We start from the raw sequence: 17,913 nt of genomic DNA, 5'->3' as shown, positions 1-17,913 counted from the left end.
CGGGAACCCTCACCCGGACCGCGACGCCCCGCACGCGTGCTCGCCGCGAGTCCGGCACCGCCTCCGGGCCGGCGGGCTGCCCGCCGTCGCGGCCGAGGGCGATCGACAGCGGCGTGCCGGGCCCGTCCGGCGCCGCGCCGGCTCAGCCCGCCGCCCGTCCGGCGCCGCGCCGGGGTCAGCCCGCCGAAGCCAGCAGCGCCCGCCCGACCTGCGCGAAGAGCCCCTTCGGATGCGCCCGGAACAGCGGCTCGGTGCCGAAGAGCACGACCCGGGTCCCGGAGCCGGCCGCCGTGCCGCTGACGACGGACGCCCTGCCCGCCGCGTCCTTCGGACCGCCGCCGTTCCCGGTCGGGCGCCAGTGCCCCGCCACGAGCGGGTCGCCCGTGCCGTACGTCTGGTCGGCGCGCACCCCCTCGCCGAGCCCGGTGAACCACAGCGGCGAGTAGACGAAGCTGTGCGCCGGGGCACCGCCCGTCACCGCGCCGCCCGCGTTGGACACCCGCACCACGCCGTTCGCGTCACCGTTGCCCTCGACGGCCTTCACCGGGAGCAGCTTCGCCGCCGTGTTGAACGCCGCGCCGTCCGCGCCGAGGCCCACCACGCCGACCCCGCTCGCGTGGAAGGCGGCGCGCGCGGCCGGGGTCAGCGCGTCGTGGTCCAGCCCGGCCGACACGTACAGCACGTCCGCCTTCGACCAGTCGAAGCCCGCGTTGAGCGCGGCCGTCGACACCGGCAGCACCTCGAAGCCCATCTCGGCCAGCGCGAACCGCTCACCGGCGGTCGTCGCGGCGGCCACCCGGGTCCGGCGCAGCGGTACGGTCCCGCGCTTCCGGGCCGGCTCGAACCGCACCCCGAGCCGGTCGGCGAGCACGCCCGCCGCACCGCGTGCCGAGCCCGGCACGATCGCCGAACCGTCGGCGGCCCGGGTCACCGCCACCTTCCGCGCCAGCAGCGCGTTGAGCGACGCGACCTCCTTCGGGTCGTCCAGCCGCAGCCTCAGGTCCCCGCCCGGGGCGACGTACCCGGTCGGCGCCGCCGCCCGCACCTCGGTCCCGGGGACCCGCACCGCGCCGACGGGCACCTCCTCCACGTCCGCGCCCCACAGCAGCCCCAGGCTCCAGCCCGAGATGTCGTACATCGTGGACACGTCCGCGCTGATGTCCCGGCCGCGCGACAGGATCACATTGGCCATGCCGCGCTTGGGCTGGTGCATGTCGACGACGTACGAACCGGCCGGATACGACCGGCCCGCCAGCCGGAAGGGCGCGCTCGCCCTGCGGACCCGCACGTCATTGGCGAGGAGATGGTCCACGAGCCGCCCCGCGGCCGTCGCCGACCGCTGCCCCGCGCCCGCCGGGACGACGTAGGCGCGCGGGAAGCGCGTGGTGTACACGTCCTCCGGGCCTATGCCGGGCACCCCCGGGACGGTCTTCTCCGACACCGGCCGCTGCGCCTCGCCGGCGGCGCCCCTGCGGAACGTCTCGATCTGGTCGGCGATCACCGAGGCCCGGTGCCTGCGGGTGTGGTCGAGGGTGGCGCGCATCGCCGCCCCCGCGACGGCCGTGTTGACGGCGGCCCTGCGGCGCAGCTCGACGACGGGCAGCGAGTCGTAGGCCGCGTTGTTGACGGCCAGCGGGAACTCGACGGTGTGGGCGGCCACGGCCCCCTGGAACGGCATGTACTGCGGGGTGAAGACGGGCGGCCAGTCGTCCCAGCCCTCCTTCTGGTCGCGGAAGGGTATGACGGCGGGCTTCACGCCGTCCCCGTCGGGCGTGTAGCCGAGGCCGTTGACCCGCTTCTCCATCCCCAGCGCGTTGGCGTAGGAGTTCTTCAGGAACAGGTCGTACTCGTAGTTCTCGCCGTGCGGCGGGGTCGTCGGCTCGATCAGCGTGCCGTTGACGTACCCGTGCAGGTCCAGCATGACGGCCGGCTGCTTGTCGATGGCGATCCGCCGCACGGCCCGCGACTCCGGCTGCGATCCGGTGATGAGGTCCCGGTTGAGGTCGAAGCCGTTGCCGTTCGCACGGGTGCCGGCGATCCGCCCGTCCGGATTGGCCGTGACGTTCAGATGGATCCGCGTCCCGGCCAGCAGGTCGGCCGTCGTACGGTCCCGGGCGGTCGCCAGCTCCTCGATGAGCTCGAGGGCGGCGTCCGTGCCCTCCCACTCGTTGCCGTGGATGTTGTTGTTGATGAAGACCGGGGTCTTGTACGCGGCCTTGACGCGCCGGTCCTTGGCCGCGGCGGCGGGCGCGTTCTCGATGAGCTCGCGCATCCGCTCCTGTTCGCGCGCCTGGCCGGCGGTCTCGGGGGCCGTGACGGTGACGAGGTAGAGCTCATGACCGGCGGCGGAGCGCCCGGCGACCTCCACGCTCACCCGGGGGCCCAGCGTCTGGAGGGCGTTCAGCCGGGGCGCCAGCGCGTGGTACGGCGTCAGGCCGAGCCTGATCGACTTGTCGGCGGGGTTCTCGGGCGGGACGTCCAGCACGGTACGGCGGGGGTAGCCGGCGCCTGTGGGGAGGCGGGTCTCCGGGGCGGGCGCGGTCCGCGCGGCGGGCAGGTTCCCGCGCGCGGCCTCCTCGCCCCCGGTGCGCACCGGACGGGGCTCGTCCCGGCCCGGCGCGGCGCTCGCGGGCAGCCCCGCCAGCAGCAGGGCACCGGTGACGGCGGTGGTGATCAGGAACGGTCCGGGCAGCGCTCGGGGTATCGCCATGCGTACACAACCTCCGTAGGTGATCAGTACGCAGGGTCTACCGCCCCAACAGCCCCCGCAACAAGGGCGCCACCGACCGGCGCAGTGCCCGGGGAGCCCGGGGGGCGTCCCGGACCGGCGCCGCGTTCCCCGCGGGCGACGGCCCGCCGCCCGGGCCACGGCAGGCGCCGAGCCGCCCCGTTCCCGACCCCGTTCCCGGACCCCGCCGAGCCCTGACGGCGGCCCTGACGGCGGCACTCCCGGCACGACCCGGGCACGGCCCCCCACCCCTATAGGGTGACCCCATGCGTGATCTCGGGGTGGGCTTCGGCTACTTGATGAAGGGCCAGCGTTGGGTCGGCCGGCACGGCCGGTGGTTCGGGTTCGGGCTGCTGCCCGGCCTGGTCACCCTCGTGCTGTACGCCGGTGCGCTGGTGGGCCTGGCGTACGGCGCCGACGACCTGACGGCGTGGGCGACGCCCTTCGCGGACGACTGGACCTCGCCCTGGCAGGGCGCCTTCCGCGGCTTCCTCACCGCGCTGGTCTTCGCCTTCGGGCTCTTCCTCGCGGTGATCACCTTCACCGCGGTCACCCTGCTGGTCGGGCAGCCCTTCTACGAGTCGCTCTCCGAGCAGGTCGACCGCAGCGAGGGCGGCGAGGTGGCCGAGTCCGGGCTGCCGCTCTGGCGCGAGCTGTGGATCTCCGCCCGTGACAGCGTGCGGGTCCTGCTGCGGGTGGCGCTCTACGGTGTTCTCCTCTTCGCCCTCGGCTTCATCCCGGTCATCGGCCAGACGGTGGTCCCCGTGATCGGCTTCTGCGTCTCCGGCTTCTTCCTCGCCGAGGAGCTGACGGCGGTGGCGCTCCAGCGGCGCGGCGTCGAGCTGAAGGAGCGCCTGGCGCTGCTGCGCGGCCGCCGCATGCTCACGCTGGGCTTCGGCGTCCCGCTGACCCTGGCCTTCCTGGTGCCGTTCGTGGCGGTGTTCCTGATGCCGGGCGCGGTGGCGGGCGCCACGCTGATGGCACGTGACCTGGTGGCACCCCCGCCGACACCCCCGCAGGGGCCCCCGCAGGGACCGCCCGCTCCCTCGCCGTACACCTGGGACAAGAGCGGGAACCGCCCCGCATGACCGAGATCCTCGCCGTCGCCGTCATCACCGTCCTGGCCGTCATCAGCCCCGGCGCGGACTTCGCCATGGTCGTGCGCAACAGCTGCCTGTACGGCCGCGCGACCGGCCTGTCCGCCGCCGCGGGCGTCGCGGCCGGCGTCCTGGTCCACGTCACGTACACGATGCTGGGCGTGGGGCTGCTGATCGCGGCCAACGCGGCCCTGTTCACCGCGATCAAGCTGGTGGGCGCGGCGTACCTGGTCTACATCGGACTGCGGACGTTCTTCGCCCGCGCGGACCTCACGGTCGATCTGGACTCCCGGCCGGAGCTGTCCCGCTGGGGCGCGCTGCGCGGCGGGTTCCTCACCAACGTCCTCAACCCGAAGACCACGCTGTTCGTCGTCTCCACCTTCACCCAGGTCGTCGGCCCGGACACCGCGCTGTGGCAGCAGGCGGGCTACGGGCTGTTCATGTCCTTCGCCCATCTGGGCTGGTTCGGCCTGGTGGCGCTGTTCTTCTCCCACGCCCGGCTGCGCGCCGCGATGCTCCGCGCCCAGAAGGCGCTGAACCGCGTCATCGGCGGAACGCTGGTGGGCCTGGGCGTGACCCTGGGCGTCACGAGCCCCTGACCCGCCGGAGGCGCCGCCCCGGCGCCGTCACCGGTGCCGGGGCGTGACGCGCCGTCGGGGCGCGCGGGGGAGCCTCAGCCCGCCGCCACCCCGATGATCGCCCGCACCTGCGCCGTGATCGCGGCCCGCTCGCGCAGGAACTCCGGATCCGTCACCGCCGTCGCGTTGTCCGCCGCGAACCGCAGCACCGGCGTGTGCACGTGCCCGCCCGGCAGCCCGGCCAGGCCGAGCCGGTCCCGCAACAGCGTCGCCCGGTAGGCGATCTCGTTGGACAGGTAGTCGCCTCCGCCGCCCGCGCGGGCCGCCGAGCCCGGCGTCGGGCCGTCCGGGCGGACCACCGGGGCGGCGGCCCCCGCCGGGATCTCGGTCACCGAGGTGTTGTCGTACACCGGGAACGGGCCCGTGCGCGCCTCCACGATCCGCCGGTACGGCAGGCTCGTCGTCGTCCACTGCGGCTGTGACGCCGGGTCGGCGACCGGCACCGTCCCGGTCACCGACACGTTCTCGTTGTCACCGAAGCCGCCCCGCCACGCCCCGTTGAAGCGTTCCACGTCGAAGCGGCCGACCCGCCCCTGGCTCACCGTGGTGAAGAGGTCCACCCGGGGGAGCTGCCGGCGCAGCGCGCGCTCGACCGCACCGTCGGAGAAGTCCCGCCAGCGCACCGGGAAGACCATCGTCTCGACGCGCGCCCACTGCCCGTCCGCCGTCCGGACCAGTGTCCCGTCCAGGGCGAGCGCCGCGGCGCCCGACGGGTTGCCGATCCGGATGTCACGGTCCAGCGTGAACGGGTCGAACCCCGTCATCAGCACCCGCTTGACGCCCCCGCGGGCCGGGTAGCGCACCGACTCCTGCCCCCGCGACGCGCTCTCCAGCCGCTCGGCCAGCCGTGCCCGCGCCCCCGCCGGCAGGGCGAACCCGGGCTCCCAGGAACGCAGCCCACGGGTCATGCCCAGCCGCGCCCAGTACAGCGGCCGGTCGTCGTCACGGGCCAGGTCGCCCCCCGCCGGGCCGCGCCCCTGCACCCGGTCCACCGTCCGCTGCCACAGCCGTGAGCCGTGCCGTACGACGGCCCGCTCGGCCGCCGCGTACGACCGGGCCCGCTCCAGCTCGGCCGTGAACGCGGGCGCCACCCCGTGGAATCCGCTGCGCCGCAGGATCTCCCGCGGTACGTCGCGGTCCAGGCGGGCCTCCTCGGCCGTGGCCTCCCCGGCCGTCGCCCGCGCGACCGCGGCCCCGCCGGAAGCGGTACCGGACGCGCCGGAGGGGCCGGACGCGGCCGGGGCGCCGGGCGGTGCGGCGAGGACCGGCGCCGTCCCCACCGCGAGGGCGACGAGCACGAGACCGAGCGTGGTGCGTATCCGTGACACGGGAGTCCTTCCGTCGGGTGCGGGAAGTATCCCGGCCCGCCCGCAACTCCCGCTACGGTGCCCCCAGTAGCCCCGGGAGGTTCCGGAACGCGGCGGGCATGTCCACCGGCTCCGGGCCGTGCAGCCACGAGGAGGTACGACGGTGACGGACGCCGCTCGCGAGGAGGCCGTGGAAGCCGCTCTCCGGAGGCTCGACCCGGACGCGAAGGCGCGGCTGCTGGCCGGCCAGGACATGTGGTCGCTCCCGGCGCTGCCCGAGATCGGCCTGAAGCCGCTGGTCATGTCGGACGGGCCGATCGGGGTGCGCGGGGTGCGCTGGACCGCGGACGACCCCTCGGTCGCGCTCCCGTCCCCCACCGCGCTCGCCGCCACCTGGGACCCGGTCCTCGCCCGCCGGGCCGGCCGCCTCCTGGCCCAGGAAGCGCGCCGCAAGGGCGTCCACGTCCTGCTCGCCCCGACGGTGAACCTCCACCGGTCGCCCCTGGGCGGGCGGCACTTCGAGGCGTACAGCGAGGACCCCCACCTCACCGGCGAGATCGGCACCGGGTACGTCCTCGGCGTCCAGGACGGCGGGGTCGGCACCACGGTCAAGCACTTCGTCGCCAACGACGCCGAGACCGACCGCTTCACCGTCGACAACGTCGTCGCCCCCCGGCCGTTGCGCGAGCTCTACCTCGCCCCCTTCGAGACGATCGTCAGGAACGCCCGCCCCTGGGGCATCATGACCGCGTACAACCAGGTCAACGGCGCGACGATGACCGAGCACCGCTACCTGGTGAACGAGGTCCTCAGGGGCGAGTGGGGCTTCGACGGCTGCAACGTGTCCGACTGGATGGCCGCCCGCGACACCGTCCGCGCCCTCGCCGGCGGCCTGGACGTCGCGATGCCCGGCCCCCGTACGGTCTACGGCGAGGCGCTCGCCGCCGCCGTGCGCGCGGGCCGGGCCGACGGGGCGGCCGTCGACACGGCCGTGCGCAACGTGCTGCGGCTCGCCGCCCGCGTCGGCGCCCTCGAAGGCGCCGAACCCGTCGTCACCGAACCGCCCGGGGCCGTCGAGGGCGAGGCGCTGGCCCGGGAGATCGCCGGCCGTGCCTTCGTCCTCGTACGCAACGAGGGGAACGTCCTCCCGGTCGACCCGGCGCGCGTCGGCACGGTCGCCCTCCTCGGCGCGGCCGCCCGCGACCCCAGGATCCTCGGCGGCGGCTCGGCCCAGGTCTTCCCCGGCCACGTCGTCTCCCCGCTGGACGGCCTGTCCGCGGCCCTCCCCGCCACCGCCCTGACCTACGCCGTCGGCGCCGACCCGAGCGACGAACCCGCCCCCGCCGGCGGCGGCTTCGAGCTCCGGGCCGTGTGCCGCGACGACGAGGGCGGGATCATCGGCGAGGCGGCCCTGCCCAACGGCGAGGTGCGGTGGATCGGCGCCGACCTGCCCGCCGGGGTCACCCACGAGACGCTGGCCGGTGTCGAGATCACCGGCACCTTCACCCCCCGGGAGAGCGGCGAGCACACCTTCGGCACCCGCGGCCTGGGCGCCTTCACCCTCACCGTCGACGGTGGGACCGTGTGGGCGGGGGAGCAGTCCATGGGCACGGAGTCCGACCCCTTCGAGGCGTTCTTCGGCGCCCCGGCCGAGCGGGCGAAGGTGTCCCTGACCGAGGGCGTGCCGGTCGAGGTCTCCCTGCTCCACCCGCTCGACCGGCGGTACGCGGCGCCCCTGCCGGCCGTCGCCTTCTCCCTCGTGCACCTGGGCCCGCGCCGGGACCCCGACGAGCTGATCGCCGAGGCCGTCGAGCGGGCCCGCGCCGCGGACACCGCGATCGTCGTGGTGGGCACCACCGAGCGGGTCGAGTCCGAGGGCTTCGACCGCGCCGACCTGCGGCTCCCGGGCCGCCAGGACGACCTCGTACGGGCCGTGGCGGCCGTCAATCCCCGCACCGTCGTGGTCGTCAACGCCGGCTCCCCGGTCGAGATGGACTGGCGCGACGACGTCGCGGCGGTCCTCCTCGCCTGGTTCCCCGGGCAGGAGGGCGGCGCCGCGCTCGCCGACGTCCTGCTCGGCGCGCGGGAGCCCGGCGGCCGCCTGCCCACGACCTGGCCGGCCGCCCTCGCCGACGCGCCGGTCAGCGAGGTCACCCCCCGCGAGGGCGTACTCCGGTACGACGAGGGCGTCTTCATCGGCTACCGGGCCTGGGACAGGGCGGGCGTCGCGCCCGCGTACCCCTTCGGGCACGGCCTGGGCTACACCACCTGGGAGTACGAGTCGCTGGAGGCCACGCCCACGACCGCCACCGTCCGGGTCCGCAACACCGGCACGCGGGCCGGTCGCGAGGTGGTCCAGATCTACCTCGCCCCGATCGCCACGGCGCCCGCGGGCGCCGCCGTGGAGCGGCCGGCCCGCTGGCTCGCCGGGTTCGCGGGCGTCGAGGCGGCACCCGGTGAGAGCGTGGAGGTGCGGATCCCGCTGGCGGAGCGGGCGTTCCGGGTCTGGGACGAGCACGCCGGGGAGTGGGCCCTCGTCCCCGGGGCATACGAGGTCCGGGCGGCCGCCTCGCTCACGGACCGCCGCCTCGGCGTCCGTCTGGAGGTCTGAGCCGCCCGCGAGCCGCCCCGGGGCGGTACCTGACAGCCGCCCCGGGGCGCCCTCCGGGCGGCCGCCGGACCTTACCGACGCCCCCTAGCGCACCCCGAACCCGTACCGCGTCCACGACCGGTACACCTCGCCCGGGCGCAGCACGGTGCTCGGGAACCGCGGACGGTTCGGGGAGTCCGGGAAGTGCTGGGTCTCCAGAGCCACCCCGTCCAGATGGCCGGGCGCGTACACCTGGAGTCCGGGCTCCGACGTCGAGACGGTCAGTACCCGCCCCGACACCGGCGAGTACAGCTCGGCCACCGGCTCCCCGGCCCCCGCCGGCCCGTCCTGCCCGGCCGGTCCGTCGTTCCGGTCCAGGACGAAGTTGTGGTCCAGCCGCCCCACCACGACCTCGCGCGGGGTGCGGTGGTCCAGCCAGGTGCCGTCCACCGGGGCGATCTCCCCGGTCGGCACCTGCGTCTCGTCCAGCGGGGTGTAGTGCCCGGCGGCGATCCACAACTCGTGGGCCCCGCCCAGGTTCCAGTACGAGTGGTTGGTCAGGCCCACCACGGTCGGCGCGTCCGTCACCGCCTCGTACGCGATCAGCAGCGCCCCCGTCCCGTCCAGCGAGTACGTCGCCGAGACCTCCAGCCGTCCGGGGAAGCCCTCCTCGCCGTCCGGGCTGACCCGCGACAGCCGTACCCCGTCCTCGACCTCCTGCGCGTCCCACACGCGCTTGTCGAAGCCGCGCTCGCCGCCGTGCAGGCTGTTGGTCCCCCCGTTGCGCGCCAGGTGGTGGGTGCGACCGTCGAGGACGAAGGTCCCGTTCCCGATCCGGTTCGCGTACCGGCCCACCAGCGCCCCGTAGTACGGATCGGGATCGGCCTCGTAGCCCGCCGGGGAGTCGAAGCCCAGCACCACCTCGGCCGTGTCGCCGTTCCGGTCGGGTATCTCCACCGACTGGACGATGCCGCCGTACGTCAGCAGGCGCACCCGCGTTCCGGCCCGCTCCAGCAGCCAGCGGTGGACAGTCGTGCCGTCGGCCAGAGAGCCGCATTCCTCAACCTTCATGATCGGCGACCTTACGCCGGTGGCCGCTCCGCCGTGACATTGCGGTAGGCGATCTCGGCCAGCCGCGACTGACCGTCACGGCCCGGGTGGAACCAGTCCCACGGGCTCAACTGGGCGCCGGTGAACCGGTAGTCGAAGACCGCCCCGCCGTCGTACCGGCAGCGCTCGTCCTTCGCGCAGACGTCCCGCAGCACCTCGTTGTACGCCACCACGCGGTCGTACACCGTGGAGCGCCGCGTCTCGGCCGCCGCGCCCAGGTCGTCGGCGTCGGCCAGCATGGAGGCGCAGATCCCCAGCTTCCACACCTGCTTGCCCAGCGCGCTTCCCCGGCCCGTCGACCACAGCCGCTTCAGGTCCGGCACGCTCGACACGTACACCTGGGTCTTCGGCGACGTCCTGCGCAGTTCGCGCATCGATGCCTCGAACGAGGCACGGAAGGCGGCCACCGGTGTCATCAGTCCGGTGGTGTCCCGGCAGGCGTCGTTGGCGCCCACCATCACGGCCACCAGACCGGGCTTCCTGGTGGCCGCTTGGGCCATCTGGCCCGGGAGTTCATCCATCCGGGCGCCGGAGCGGGCGAGGTTCCAGCTGCGGGTGGGGAGCGCGGGAGCGCCCAGGAGCCGCAGCGCCAGACTGTTCACGGCGGCGTCCGAGCCCGTCGCCCAGGACACCTCGGGGCAGTCCGCCAGCACCTGGCAGGCGTCGAAGCCCCTGGTGATGGAGTCACCCACAGCGGCGACGGAGGCCGGACTGCGGTCCCACGACGGAGTGGGACTCGGAGCGGGCGAGGGCCGTCGCGACGCGCCCGGACCGCCCCCGTCCGGCGCGACGCAGCCGGACAGCGCGCCGACGGCGACGAGAGACGCCGCCGTCCACAGTGCGACGGCGGCGCGCGGGCGTATCGCGCGTATGCGGTGTCGTCGGCTCTCGGGCATCCCCCCGGCCCTTCCCTCGGCGTCCCCGTGGGCGTCCTGGCGAGTGAAAGCTTGGTGTCGACGGCCCACGGGACCGACCGTACGTCATACCGAGCGCCCCGGCGCACGGTAGCTTTTCCCCGTCGAACCAGAGGCGCCTTTGCCGACCGGCTCCGGTAAATTACATCACGTCACATGCTGTCCCATTTTCGGGGGTTTGCGGACTTTCGCCCTCGATGCTGTTTACTGAGGCCGCTGGGAAAGGCGAACCTCGTCCCACACTGGAGGTCCCGGTGACGACACGTGGAGTCCTGTACGTACACTCCGCACCGCGCGCGATGTGCCCGCACGTCGAATGGGCGGTGGCGGGAGTCCTCGGCGCGAGGGTCCAGCTCGACTGGATCCGGCAGCCCGCATCCCCCGGAACCTGGAGAGCCGAGTTCTCCTGGCAGGGCGAGGCGGGCACCGCGTCCAAACTCGCCTCCGCCCTGCGCGGCTGGCAGATGCTCCGCTTCGAGGTGACCGCCGAGCCCCGCGCCAACGCCGAGGGCGAGCGCTACAGCGCCACCCCCGAGCTCGGGATCTTCCACGCGGTCACCGGCATCCATGGCGACATCCTGGTCCCCGAGGACCGTCTGAGGGCCGCGCTGGCCCGCTCCGCGCAGGGCGAGACCGACCTGGAGGCGGAGATCGCCAAGCTGCTGGGCAAGCCCTGGGACGACGAGCTGGAGCCTTTTCGGTACGCGGGCGAGGGCGCGCCGGTCCGCTGGCTGCACCAGGTGGTCTGACGGGTGGTCCGGCACCGCCCGGTGCGCGTATACGAGAAGGCCCCCGCCGAGCGGCGGGGGCCTCGTCGTGTGCGCGGGCGGGATCAGACGGTGCGGAACGCCAGCACGACGTTGTGACCGCCGAAGCCGAACGAGTTGTTGATCGCGGCGATCGTGCCCTCGGGGAGCTTGCGCGGCTCGCCCCGGACGATGTCGGCGTCGATCTCCTCGTCCAGATCGTCGAGGTTGGTGGTCGGCGGGGCCGTGCGGTGGTACAGCGCGAGGACCGTCGCGACGGTCTCCACGCCGCCGGCGCCGCCCAGCAGGTGGCCGGTCATCGACTTGGTCGCCGAGATCGCCACGTGGTCGAGCTCGTCGCCCAGCACCTTGCGCAGGGCCTTGACCTCGGCGACGTCACCCTGCGGGGTGGACGTGGCATGGGCGTTCAGGTGCACGACCTCCGACGGCTTGAGGTCCGTCGCGTCGAGCAGGTTCTGCAGGGCCGCGGCGATGCCCCGGCCGGTCGGCTCGGGCTGCGCGATGTGGTGGCTGTCGGCCGACAGGCCCTGCCCCAGCACCTCGCAGTAGACCCGGGCGCCACGCGCGGCGGCGTGCTCGGCCGACTCCAGGATCACGACGCCGGCGCCCTCGCCGAGGACGAAGCCGTCACGGGCCTTGTCGTACGGACGCGAGGCCGTCTGCGGGTCGTCGTTGCTCTTGGACATCGCCATCATGTTGGCGAACGCGGCGATCGGCAGCGGGTGGATGGCCGCCTCGGTACCGCCCGCGACGACCACGTCGGCGCGGCCGGTGCGGATCATCTCGACGGCGTAGCCGATCGCCTCGGCACCCGACGCGCAGGCGGACACGGGGGTGTGGACGCCCGCCCGGGCGTTCACCTCCAGGCCGACGTTGGCGGAGGGGCTGTTGGGCATCAGCATGGGCACGGTGTGCGGGGAGACGCGGCGTACGCCCTTCTCCTTCAGCACGTCGTACTGGTCCAGCAGGGTCGTCACGCCACCGATACCGGAAGCGATCACGGAACCGAGCCGCTCGGGCCGGATCTTCTCGTCCTCCCCGGCGGGCGCGGTGTAGCCGGCGTCGGCCCAGGCCTCCCGGGCGGCGATCACGGCGAACTGGGCCGAGCGGTCCAGCTTGCGGGCCAGCGGCCTCGGCAGGACCTCGCCCGGGTCGACGGCCACGGGGGCCGCGATCCGGACGGGCAGCTCGGCGAAGCGGTCACCCTCGAGGGGCTTGACGCCGGAGCGTCCCGCCAGCAGACCTTCCCAGGTCGAGGCGGTGTCGCCACCCAGCGGTGTGGTTGCGCCGATACCGGTGACGACCACGGTGCGATTGGTCGAGCTCACAGGAATTCTTTCTCCACGTGTTTGAGGTATGGAACGCGGCGCCACCGCTGGGTGGCTAACCGGATCAGCCCTTGGCGATGTCCTGGTGCTTCAGGATGTAGTCGGCAGCATCGCCGACGGTCTTGAGGTTCTTGACGTCCTCGTCCGGGATCTTGACGTCGAAGCGCTCTTCGGCGGCGACGACGACCTCGACCATGGACAGCGAGTCGACGTCCAGGTCATCGGTGAAGGACTTGTCCAGCTGGACGTCCTCGACCGGGATGCCGGCGATCTCGTTGACGATCTCCGCGAGACCTTCGACGATCTCTTCCTGCGTGGCGGCCATGTGGCGCTCCTTCGGTGTGTATCTCAGAGGGTGTATCTCAGAGGATGTGATGGCTTCCGTCCGGAAGATCCGTACGGTGCCTAGGGGAGGGTAACGACCGTCGCGGCGTAGACGAGACCCGCCCCGAAGCCGATGACGAGCGCGGTGTCGCCGCTCTTCGCCTGTCCGGTCGCCAGGAGCCGCTCCATCGCGAGCGGAATCGAGGCGGCCGAGGTGTTGCCGGTGGTCTCCACGTCACGGGCGACCGTGACGTGCTCCGGCAGCTTCAGAGTCTTCACCATCGAGTCGATGATCCGCATATTGGCCTGGTGCGGGATGAAGACGTCCAGGTCGGCCGCCGAGATCCCGGCGGCGTCCAGCGCCTGCTGGGCGACCTTCGCCATCTCGAAGACGGCCCAGCGGAAGACCGCCTGGCCCTCCTGCGTGATGGCCGGGAACTTGTCGACCGTGCCGTCGCGGTACTCCGTCCACGCGACGGTCTGCTTGATCGTCTCGGACTTGTCGCCCTCGGAGCCCCACACCGTGGGACCGATGTGCGGCTCCTGGGAGGGGCCGACGACGACCGCGCCCGCGCCGTCACCGAAGAGGAAGGCCGTCGCGCGGTCCTCCAGGTCGGTCAGGTCGCTGAGCCGCTCGACACCGATGACGAGCACGTACTCGGCCGAGCCCTCGACGACCATGCCCTTGGCGAGCGTCAGGCCGTAGCCGAAACCGGCGCAGCCCGCCGAGATGTCGAACGCGGCCGGCTTCTTGGCGCCGATCTTGTCCGCGATCTCGGTGGCGACGGCGGGCGTCTGCTTGAAGTGCGAGACCGTGGAGACGATCACGCCGCCGATCTGCTCCGGGGCGAGCCCCGCCTCGGCGATGGCCTTGCCGGCCGCCTCGACCGACATCGCGGTCACGGTCTCCTCGGGGGAGGCCCAGTGACGGGTGGCGATGCCGGAGCGCGAGCGGATCCACTCGTCGGACGAGTCGATGGTTTCGAGGATCACCTCGTTCGGCACGACACGGGTGGGCCGGTAGCCGCCCACACCCATGATCCGTGCGTACGGGGCGCCCTGGCTGGGCTTGATCTTCGCCATGCTCTTACGGCTCCTTGTCAGGCGGCGGCGTGCTCGGCGAGGAGCGCGCGAGCCGCGTCGAGGTCGTCGGGGGTCTTCAGCGCGATCCGCTGGACCCCCGGCAGAGCACGCTTGGCGAGACCCGTCAGTGTGCCACCCGGGCACACCTCCACGAGCGCGGTCGCGCCGAGCCGTTCGAAGGTCTCCATGCACAGGTCCCAGCGGACCGGGTTGGCGACCTGGCCGACCAGGCGCGCCACGACCTCGGCGCCGGTGGAGACGGTCCGACCGTCCTTGTTGGAGACGTAGGTCACCGTCGGGTCGGCGGGGACGAGGGCCTTGGCGGCCTCGTCGAGCTTCGCGACCGCGGGAGCCATGTGGTGGGTGTGGAACGCACCCGCCACCTTGAGAGCCACGATCTTGCGTACGCCCTCGGGCTTGTCCGCCTCCAGCGCGGCGAGCTGTTCCATCGTGCCGGCGGCGACGATCTGGCCCGCGCCGTTCACGTTCGCCGGGGTCAGCCCGAGCTTCTCCAGGTGGGCGACGCTCACCTCCGGGTCGCCGCCGAGCAGCGCCGACATGCCGGTCTCGGTGACGGCGGCGGCCTCGGCCATCGCCAGACCCCGGGTCCGTACGAAACGCAGCGCGGCCGTGTCGTCGAGGACACCGGCGAACGCCGCGGCGGTGATCTCACCGACGCTGTGGCCCGCGACGGCGCCGGGCGACACGTCGCCCAGGGCGGCGGCGGACAGCAGACCGGCCGCGACGAGCAGCGGCTGGGCCACCGCCGTGTCACGGATGTCGTCCGCGTCGGCCTTCGTGCCGTAGTGGACGAGGTCGAGCCCGATGGCCTCGGACCACGCGGCGACGCGGTCGGCGGCGCCGGGGAGGTCGAGCCAGGGAGTCAGGAAGCCGGGCGTCTGAGCGCCTTGGCCGGGAGCGACGAGTACGAGCACCCTCACACTCTCTCTTGTGGACGGTCCGCGACGCCCGTGGGGACAGGGACGAAGAACCGTCGGGGGAATTGTTGGTGTTCGACAAAAGTCTAGGACTGGGAATCGCCGTCGGCCAGACGCCCCAGGATCAGGGCGATTCGCAGCGTGAAGGCCGAGCGGACATCCGAGGGCGACCACCCGGTGACGTCCGTCACACGTCGGAGCCGGTAGCGCACGGTGTTGGGGTGGACGAACAGCATCCTGGCCGCGCCCTCCAGACTGCTCGCCTGCTCCAGGTAGACACTCAGCGTCTCCAGCAGCGCCGAGCCGGCCTCCTCCAGCGGTCTGTAGATCTCCTCCACCAGCTGGTCGCGCGCCGCGGGGTCGGACGCGATCGCGCGCTCCGGCAGCAGATCGTCCGCCAGCACCGGCCGGGGCGCGTCCTGCCAGGCCGTACACGCCTTCAGGCCCGCCGCGGCGGCCTGGGCGGACCGGGTGGCCGCGAGCAGGTCCGGCACGATCGGCCCCGCGACCACGGGACCGGCCGCGTACGGCCCGATCAGCGCCTTCGCCACATGGAGCGGGTTGTCCTTGCCGCCCGCGATCACCACCAGCCGGTCACCCAGCACGCCCGTGAGGACCTGGAGCTTGGCATGGCGCGCGGCCCGGCGGATCGCCTCCACCGTCAGCTCGCTGTCGCCGTCCGGCGCTGTGCCGAGGATCACGCAGACGTGGTCGGGGGAGTTCCAGCCCAGGGCGGCGGCCCGCGACACGGCACCCTCGTCCGCCTCGCCCGACAGCACCGCGTTCACCACCAGCGACTCCAGCCGGGCGTCCCACGCGCCGCGCGCCTCGGCCGCCTGCGCGTACACCTGGGCGGTGGCGAAGGCGATCTCCCGGGCGTAGACGAGCAGCGCCTCGCGCAGCACCGACTCGTCGCCCGGGGCGGCGACCTCCTCGATCGCCGTCTCCATCACCTCGATGGTGGTGCGCACCATCTCGACCGTCTGGCGCAGGGTGATCGCCCGGGTCAGTTCGCGCGGCGCCGTGCCGAACACATCGGTCGAGATGGCCTGCGGGGTCTCCGGGTGCCGGAACCACTCGGTGAACGCGGCGATGCCGGCCTGGGCGACCAGGCCGATCCACGACCGGTTCTCCGGGGGCATCGCCCGGTACCACGGCAGCGTCTCGTCCATCCGCGCGATGGCGTTCGCGGCAAGCCGCCCGGAGGACTGCTCCAGGCGTTTCAGGGTCGCGGCATGCGAGTGGGCGTCGTTCGCGGGTTCAGGCACGGGGACAAGAGTGCCTTATCGGGAAGGCGCCGTGCCCGGCCGGTCTACCGTTGGGCTCGTGATTTCCGTACAGCGAGCCGACGAGCGGTACGCCGGGGGAGACCCGGCCACGGGCATCGAGACCCGCCACGCCCTGTCCTTCGGCCCCTTCTACGATCCCGGCAACCTGCGGTTCGGCGCGATCCTCGCCGTCAACGAGGAGCGGCTCGCGCCCGGCGCCGGCTTCGAGGAGCACCCGCACAGCAACACCGAGATCGTCACCTGGGTCGTCGAGGGTGAACTGACCCACCGCGACTCCACGGGCCACGCCCATGTGGTCCGCCCCGGCGACGTGCAGCGGCTGAGCTCGGCGGACGGGGTGCGGCACGAGGAGCGCAACGACGGCGACGTACCGCTGGTGTTCGTGCAGATGTGGCTCGCCCCGCTGACGCCCGGTGGCACTCCCTCGTACGAGATCGTGCCCGCCGCCGCGGATCCGGCGCCGTACGCCCTGCCCGCCGCCGGGGCGACGCTGCACGTCGTCCGCCCGGCCGCGGGCGAGCGGACCGCCGTCCCGGACGCGCCCCTGGCGTACGTCCACGTCGTACGGGGCCGGGTGGCCCTCGGCGGCGACGAGCTCGGGCCGGGCGACGCGGCGCGGATCACCGGCGCCGAAGGGCTGGAGCTGACGGCGGTGGCGGCGGCCGAGGTGCTGGTGTGGCAACTCGACCGCGCCTGACGCCTGTTGCGGCCTAGCGGACGCCGTCCACGAACGCCTGCCAGGCGCCCGCGCCGAAGACGACCACCGGACCGTGCGGGTTCTTGCTGTCCCGCACGGGGACGGCGCCGACGGGGCAGCCATCGGCCACCTCGACGCAGTCGCCACCGGTGCTTCCGCTGTACGTGGAGGTGCGCCAGGCGGCGCCGTCGGTGACGGTGCACTCGACGCACTCGCCTCCGGTGGCGCCGCTGTAACTGGACTTACGCCACTGCACCTTGTTCGGGACGGTCTCCATAGCGTTCCTCCATCACGCGAGCGATCAGTGCCGCCGAGTCCTCGACGGAGAGGGCGGCGGCTTGAAGATGAGCGTAACGGCGTGCCGCTTCCCTGAGGGTCTCAGGGTTGGCCGTCATGTGACCCGAGATCAGGTCCTCCGTGTAGAAGATGTCCGGGTGATCGTCGAAGCGCATGGCGGTGAACGACCCATCCAGGCTGGCGTGTTCACCCGCATTGAACGGCAGCACCTGGACGCGCATCCACCTGTGGTTGGCGAGCGCCAACAGGTGCGTCAGTTGCCCGCGCATCACCTGGCGGCCGCCGATCGGCCGGTACAGCACGGCCTCGTCGAGGACGGCCCAGGCCAGCGGCGGCCGTTCCCGGTCCAGGATCCGCTGGCGCTCCATGCGGGCCGTCACGAGACTGTCGACGTCGTGCATGCCGGTGGACAGGACCGCCCGCGCGTACGCCTCCGTCTGCAGCAGCCCGTGCACCAACTGCGCCTGGTACGTGGAGAGGTACGCCGCCTTCGCCTCCATCTCCGCGTACGGCTGGAACCAGCTGGGCAGTTGGCTGCGCAGCACCAGGCCGATCAGGCGGGAGAAGAGGCCGTCCGTGCCGAGCGCCGCGTCCACGCGCTCCGAGAAGTCCCGCGTGGGGACCTTCTTCGTGGTCTCGATCTGGCCGATCAGTGAGCCGGTGCAGAAGATGATCTCGCCGAGCTGGCCCTGCTTGAGGCCGTGGGCCTCTCGCAGACGGCGGAGCTCCCAGCCGTAGTAGTCGAGCGGCGAAGCGCTGGGGTCGAGCGACTGCACATGGGCCACGGGGCACCTCCGGCCGGCAAC

16 protein-coding genes are annotated in these 17,913 nt (G+C 73.3%); 5 read left to right on the top strand and 11 right to left on the bottom strand.

Annotation, left to right across the window (positions count from 1 at the left end; translation table 11 throughout):
* Window positions 1-175 precede the first annotated feature (175 nt).
* Window positions 176-2,710 (bottom strand): M14 family zinc carboxypeptidase, encoded by a 2,535-nt coding sequence (locus PUR26_RS12930; protein ID WP_329872240.1) that lies wholly within the window; start codon window positions 2,708-2,710, stop codon window positions 176-178.
* Between the two features lie 284 nt (window positions 2,711-2,994).
* Here PUR26_RS12930 and PUR26_RS12925 point away from each other — a divergent pair, with 284 nt between their 5' ends.
* Complete coding sequence (locus PUR26_RS12925; protein WP_329872238.1) at window positions 2,995-3,816, top strand: EI24 domain-containing protein; 822 nt, start codon at window positions 2,995-2,997, stop codon at window positions 3,814-3,816.
* The gene (locus PUR26_RS12920) at window positions 3,813-4,424 is read left to right on the top strand and encodes a LysE family transporter (protein WP_329872236.1); all 612 of its coding nucleotides are present in this window, start codon (window positions 3,813-3,815) and stop codon (window positions 4,422-4,424) included. Before PUR26_RS12925 ends, PUR26_RS12920 begins: the two co-directional genes overlap by 4 nt.
* Window positions 4,425-4,498: 74 nt before the next feature.
* Here the strand turns inward: PUR26_RS12920 and PUR26_RS12915 are convergent, their stop codons facing one another.
* Window positions 4,499-5,791: a pyroglutamyl peptidase gene (locus PUR26_RS12915; RefSeq protein ID WP_329872234.1), complete on the bottom strand. Its 1,293-nt coding sequence runs from the start codon at window positions 5,789-5,791 to the stop codon at window positions 4,499-4,501.
* A 142-nt stretch (window positions 5,792-5,933) separates the two neighbouring features.
* On the opposite strand from PUR26_RS12915, the gene PUR26_RS12910 reads away from it, so the two are divergent.
* Window positions 5,934-8,381 carry a glycoside hydrolase family 3 protein gene (locus PUR26_RS12910; RefSeq protein WP_329872231.1) on the top strand — a complete coding sequence of 816 codons (2,448 nt, stop codon included), beginning with the start codon at window positions 5,934-5,936 and terminating at the stop codon, window positions 8,379-8,381.
* 84 nt (window positions 8,382-8,465) lie between these two features.
* Here PUR26_RS12910 and PUR26_RS12905 read toward each other — a convergent pair whose 3' ends face one another.
* Both PUR26_RS12905 and PUR26_RS12900 read right to left on the bottom strand, forming a co-directional pair.
* A complete protein-coding gene (locus PUR26_RS12905; RefSeq protein ID WP_329872229.1) occupies window positions 8,466-9,431 on the bottom strand; it encodes an aldose epimerase family protein in 966 nt (321 codons plus the stop codon).
* Between the two features lie 11 nt (window positions 9,432-9,442).
* Window positions 9,443-10,366 carry an SGNH/GDSL hydrolase family protein gene (locus PUR26_RS12900; RefSeq protein ID WP_329872228.1) on the bottom strand — a complete coding sequence of 308 codons (924 nt, stop codon included), beginning with the start codon at window positions 10,364-10,366 and terminating at the stop codon, window positions 9,443-9,445.
* Between the two features lie 272 nt (window positions 10,367-10,638).
* Here PUR26_RS12900 and PUR26_RS12895 point away from each other — a divergent pair, with 272 nt between their 5' ends.
* Window positions 10,639-11,133: a DUF3145 domain-containing protein gene (locus PUR26_RS12895; protein WP_329872226.1), complete on the top strand. Its 495-nt coding sequence runs from the start codon at window positions 10,639-10,641 to the stop codon at window positions 11,131-11,133.
* Between the two features lie 83 nt (window positions 11,134-11,216).
* On the opposite strand, the gene fabF is transcribed toward PUR26_RS12895, so the two are convergent.
* The 5 genes from fabF to PUR26_RS12870 all read right to left on the bottom strand — a co-directional run bounded on the left by fabF (window position 11,217) and on the right by PUR26_RS12870 (window position 16,092).
* Window positions 11,217-12,479, bottom strand: a complete 1,263-nt coding sequence (gene fabF, locus PUR26_RS12890; protein WP_329872224.1) for a beta-ketoacyl-ACP synthase II — start codon at window positions 12,477-12,479, stop codon at window positions 11,217-11,219.
* 64 nt (window positions 12,480-12,543) lie between these two features.
* Window positions 12,544-12,804: an acyl carrier protein gene (locus PUR26_RS12885; protein ID WP_329872222.1), complete on the bottom strand. Its 261-nt coding sequence runs from the start codon at window positions 12,802-12,804 to the stop codon at window positions 12,544-12,546.
* A gap of 80 nt (window positions 12,805-12,884) precedes the next feature.
* On the bottom strand, window positions 12,885-13,886 hold the full coding sequence (locus tag PUR26_RS12880; RefSeq protein ID WP_329872220.1) for a ketoacyl-ACP synthase III: 1,002 nt from the start codon (window positions 13,884-13,886) through the stop codon (window positions 12,885-12,887).
* Window positions 13,887-13,903: 17 nt separating this feature from the next.
* A complete protein-coding gene (locus PUR26_RS12875; RefSeq protein WP_329872219.1) occupies window positions 13,904-14,821 on the bottom strand; it encodes an ACP S-malonyltransferase in 918 nt (305 codons plus the stop codon).
* A gap of 89 nt (window positions 14,822-14,910) precedes the next feature.
* On the bottom strand, window positions 14,911-16,092 hold the full coding sequence (locus PUR26_RS12870) for a PucR family transcriptional regulator (protein ID WP_329872218.1): 1,182 nt from the start codon (window positions 16,090-16,092) through the stop codon (window positions 14,911-14,913).
* Between the two features lie 58 nt (window positions 16,093-16,150).
* On the opposite strand from PUR26_RS12870, the gene PUR26_RS12865 reads away from it, so the two are divergent.
* Window positions 16,151-16,810: a pirin family protein gene (locus tag PUR26_RS12865; protein ID WP_329872216.1), complete on the top strand. Its 660-nt coding sequence runs from the start codon at window positions 16,151-16,153 to the stop codon at window positions 16,808-16,810.
* 13 nt (window positions 16,811-16,823) lie between these two features.
* On the opposite strand, the gene PUR26_RS12860 is transcribed toward PUR26_RS12865, so the two are convergent.
* Both PUR26_RS12860 and PUR26_RS12855 read right to left on the bottom strand, forming a co-directional pair.
* Window positions 16,824-17,087, bottom strand: a complete 264-nt coding sequence (locus tag PUR26_RS12860; protein ID WP_329872214.1) for a DUF397 domain-containing protein — start codon at window positions 17,085-17,087, stop codon at window positions 16,824-16,826.
* The gene (locus PUR26_RS12855) at window positions 17,053-17,892 is read right to left on the bottom strand and encodes a helix-turn-helix domain-containing protein (RefSeq protein WP_329872213.1); all 840 of its coding nucleotides are present in this window, start codon (window positions 17,890-17,892) and stop codon (window positions 17,053-17,055) included. The genes PUR26_RS12860 and PUR26_RS12855 overlap by 35 nt, the downstream gene beginning before the upstream one ends.
* Window positions 17,893-17,913 lie beyond the last annotated feature (21 nt).

This window comes from Streptomyces sp. SP18CS02, assembly GCF_036322365.1.
In the GTDB taxonomy this organism is placed as follows: Bacteria; Actinomycetota; Actinomycetes; order Streptomycetales; family Streptomycetaceae; genus Streptomyces.
The sequence above is the reverse complement of the archived record's forward strand: the minus strand, read 5'-3'. Positions and strand labels throughout refer to the sequence as shown.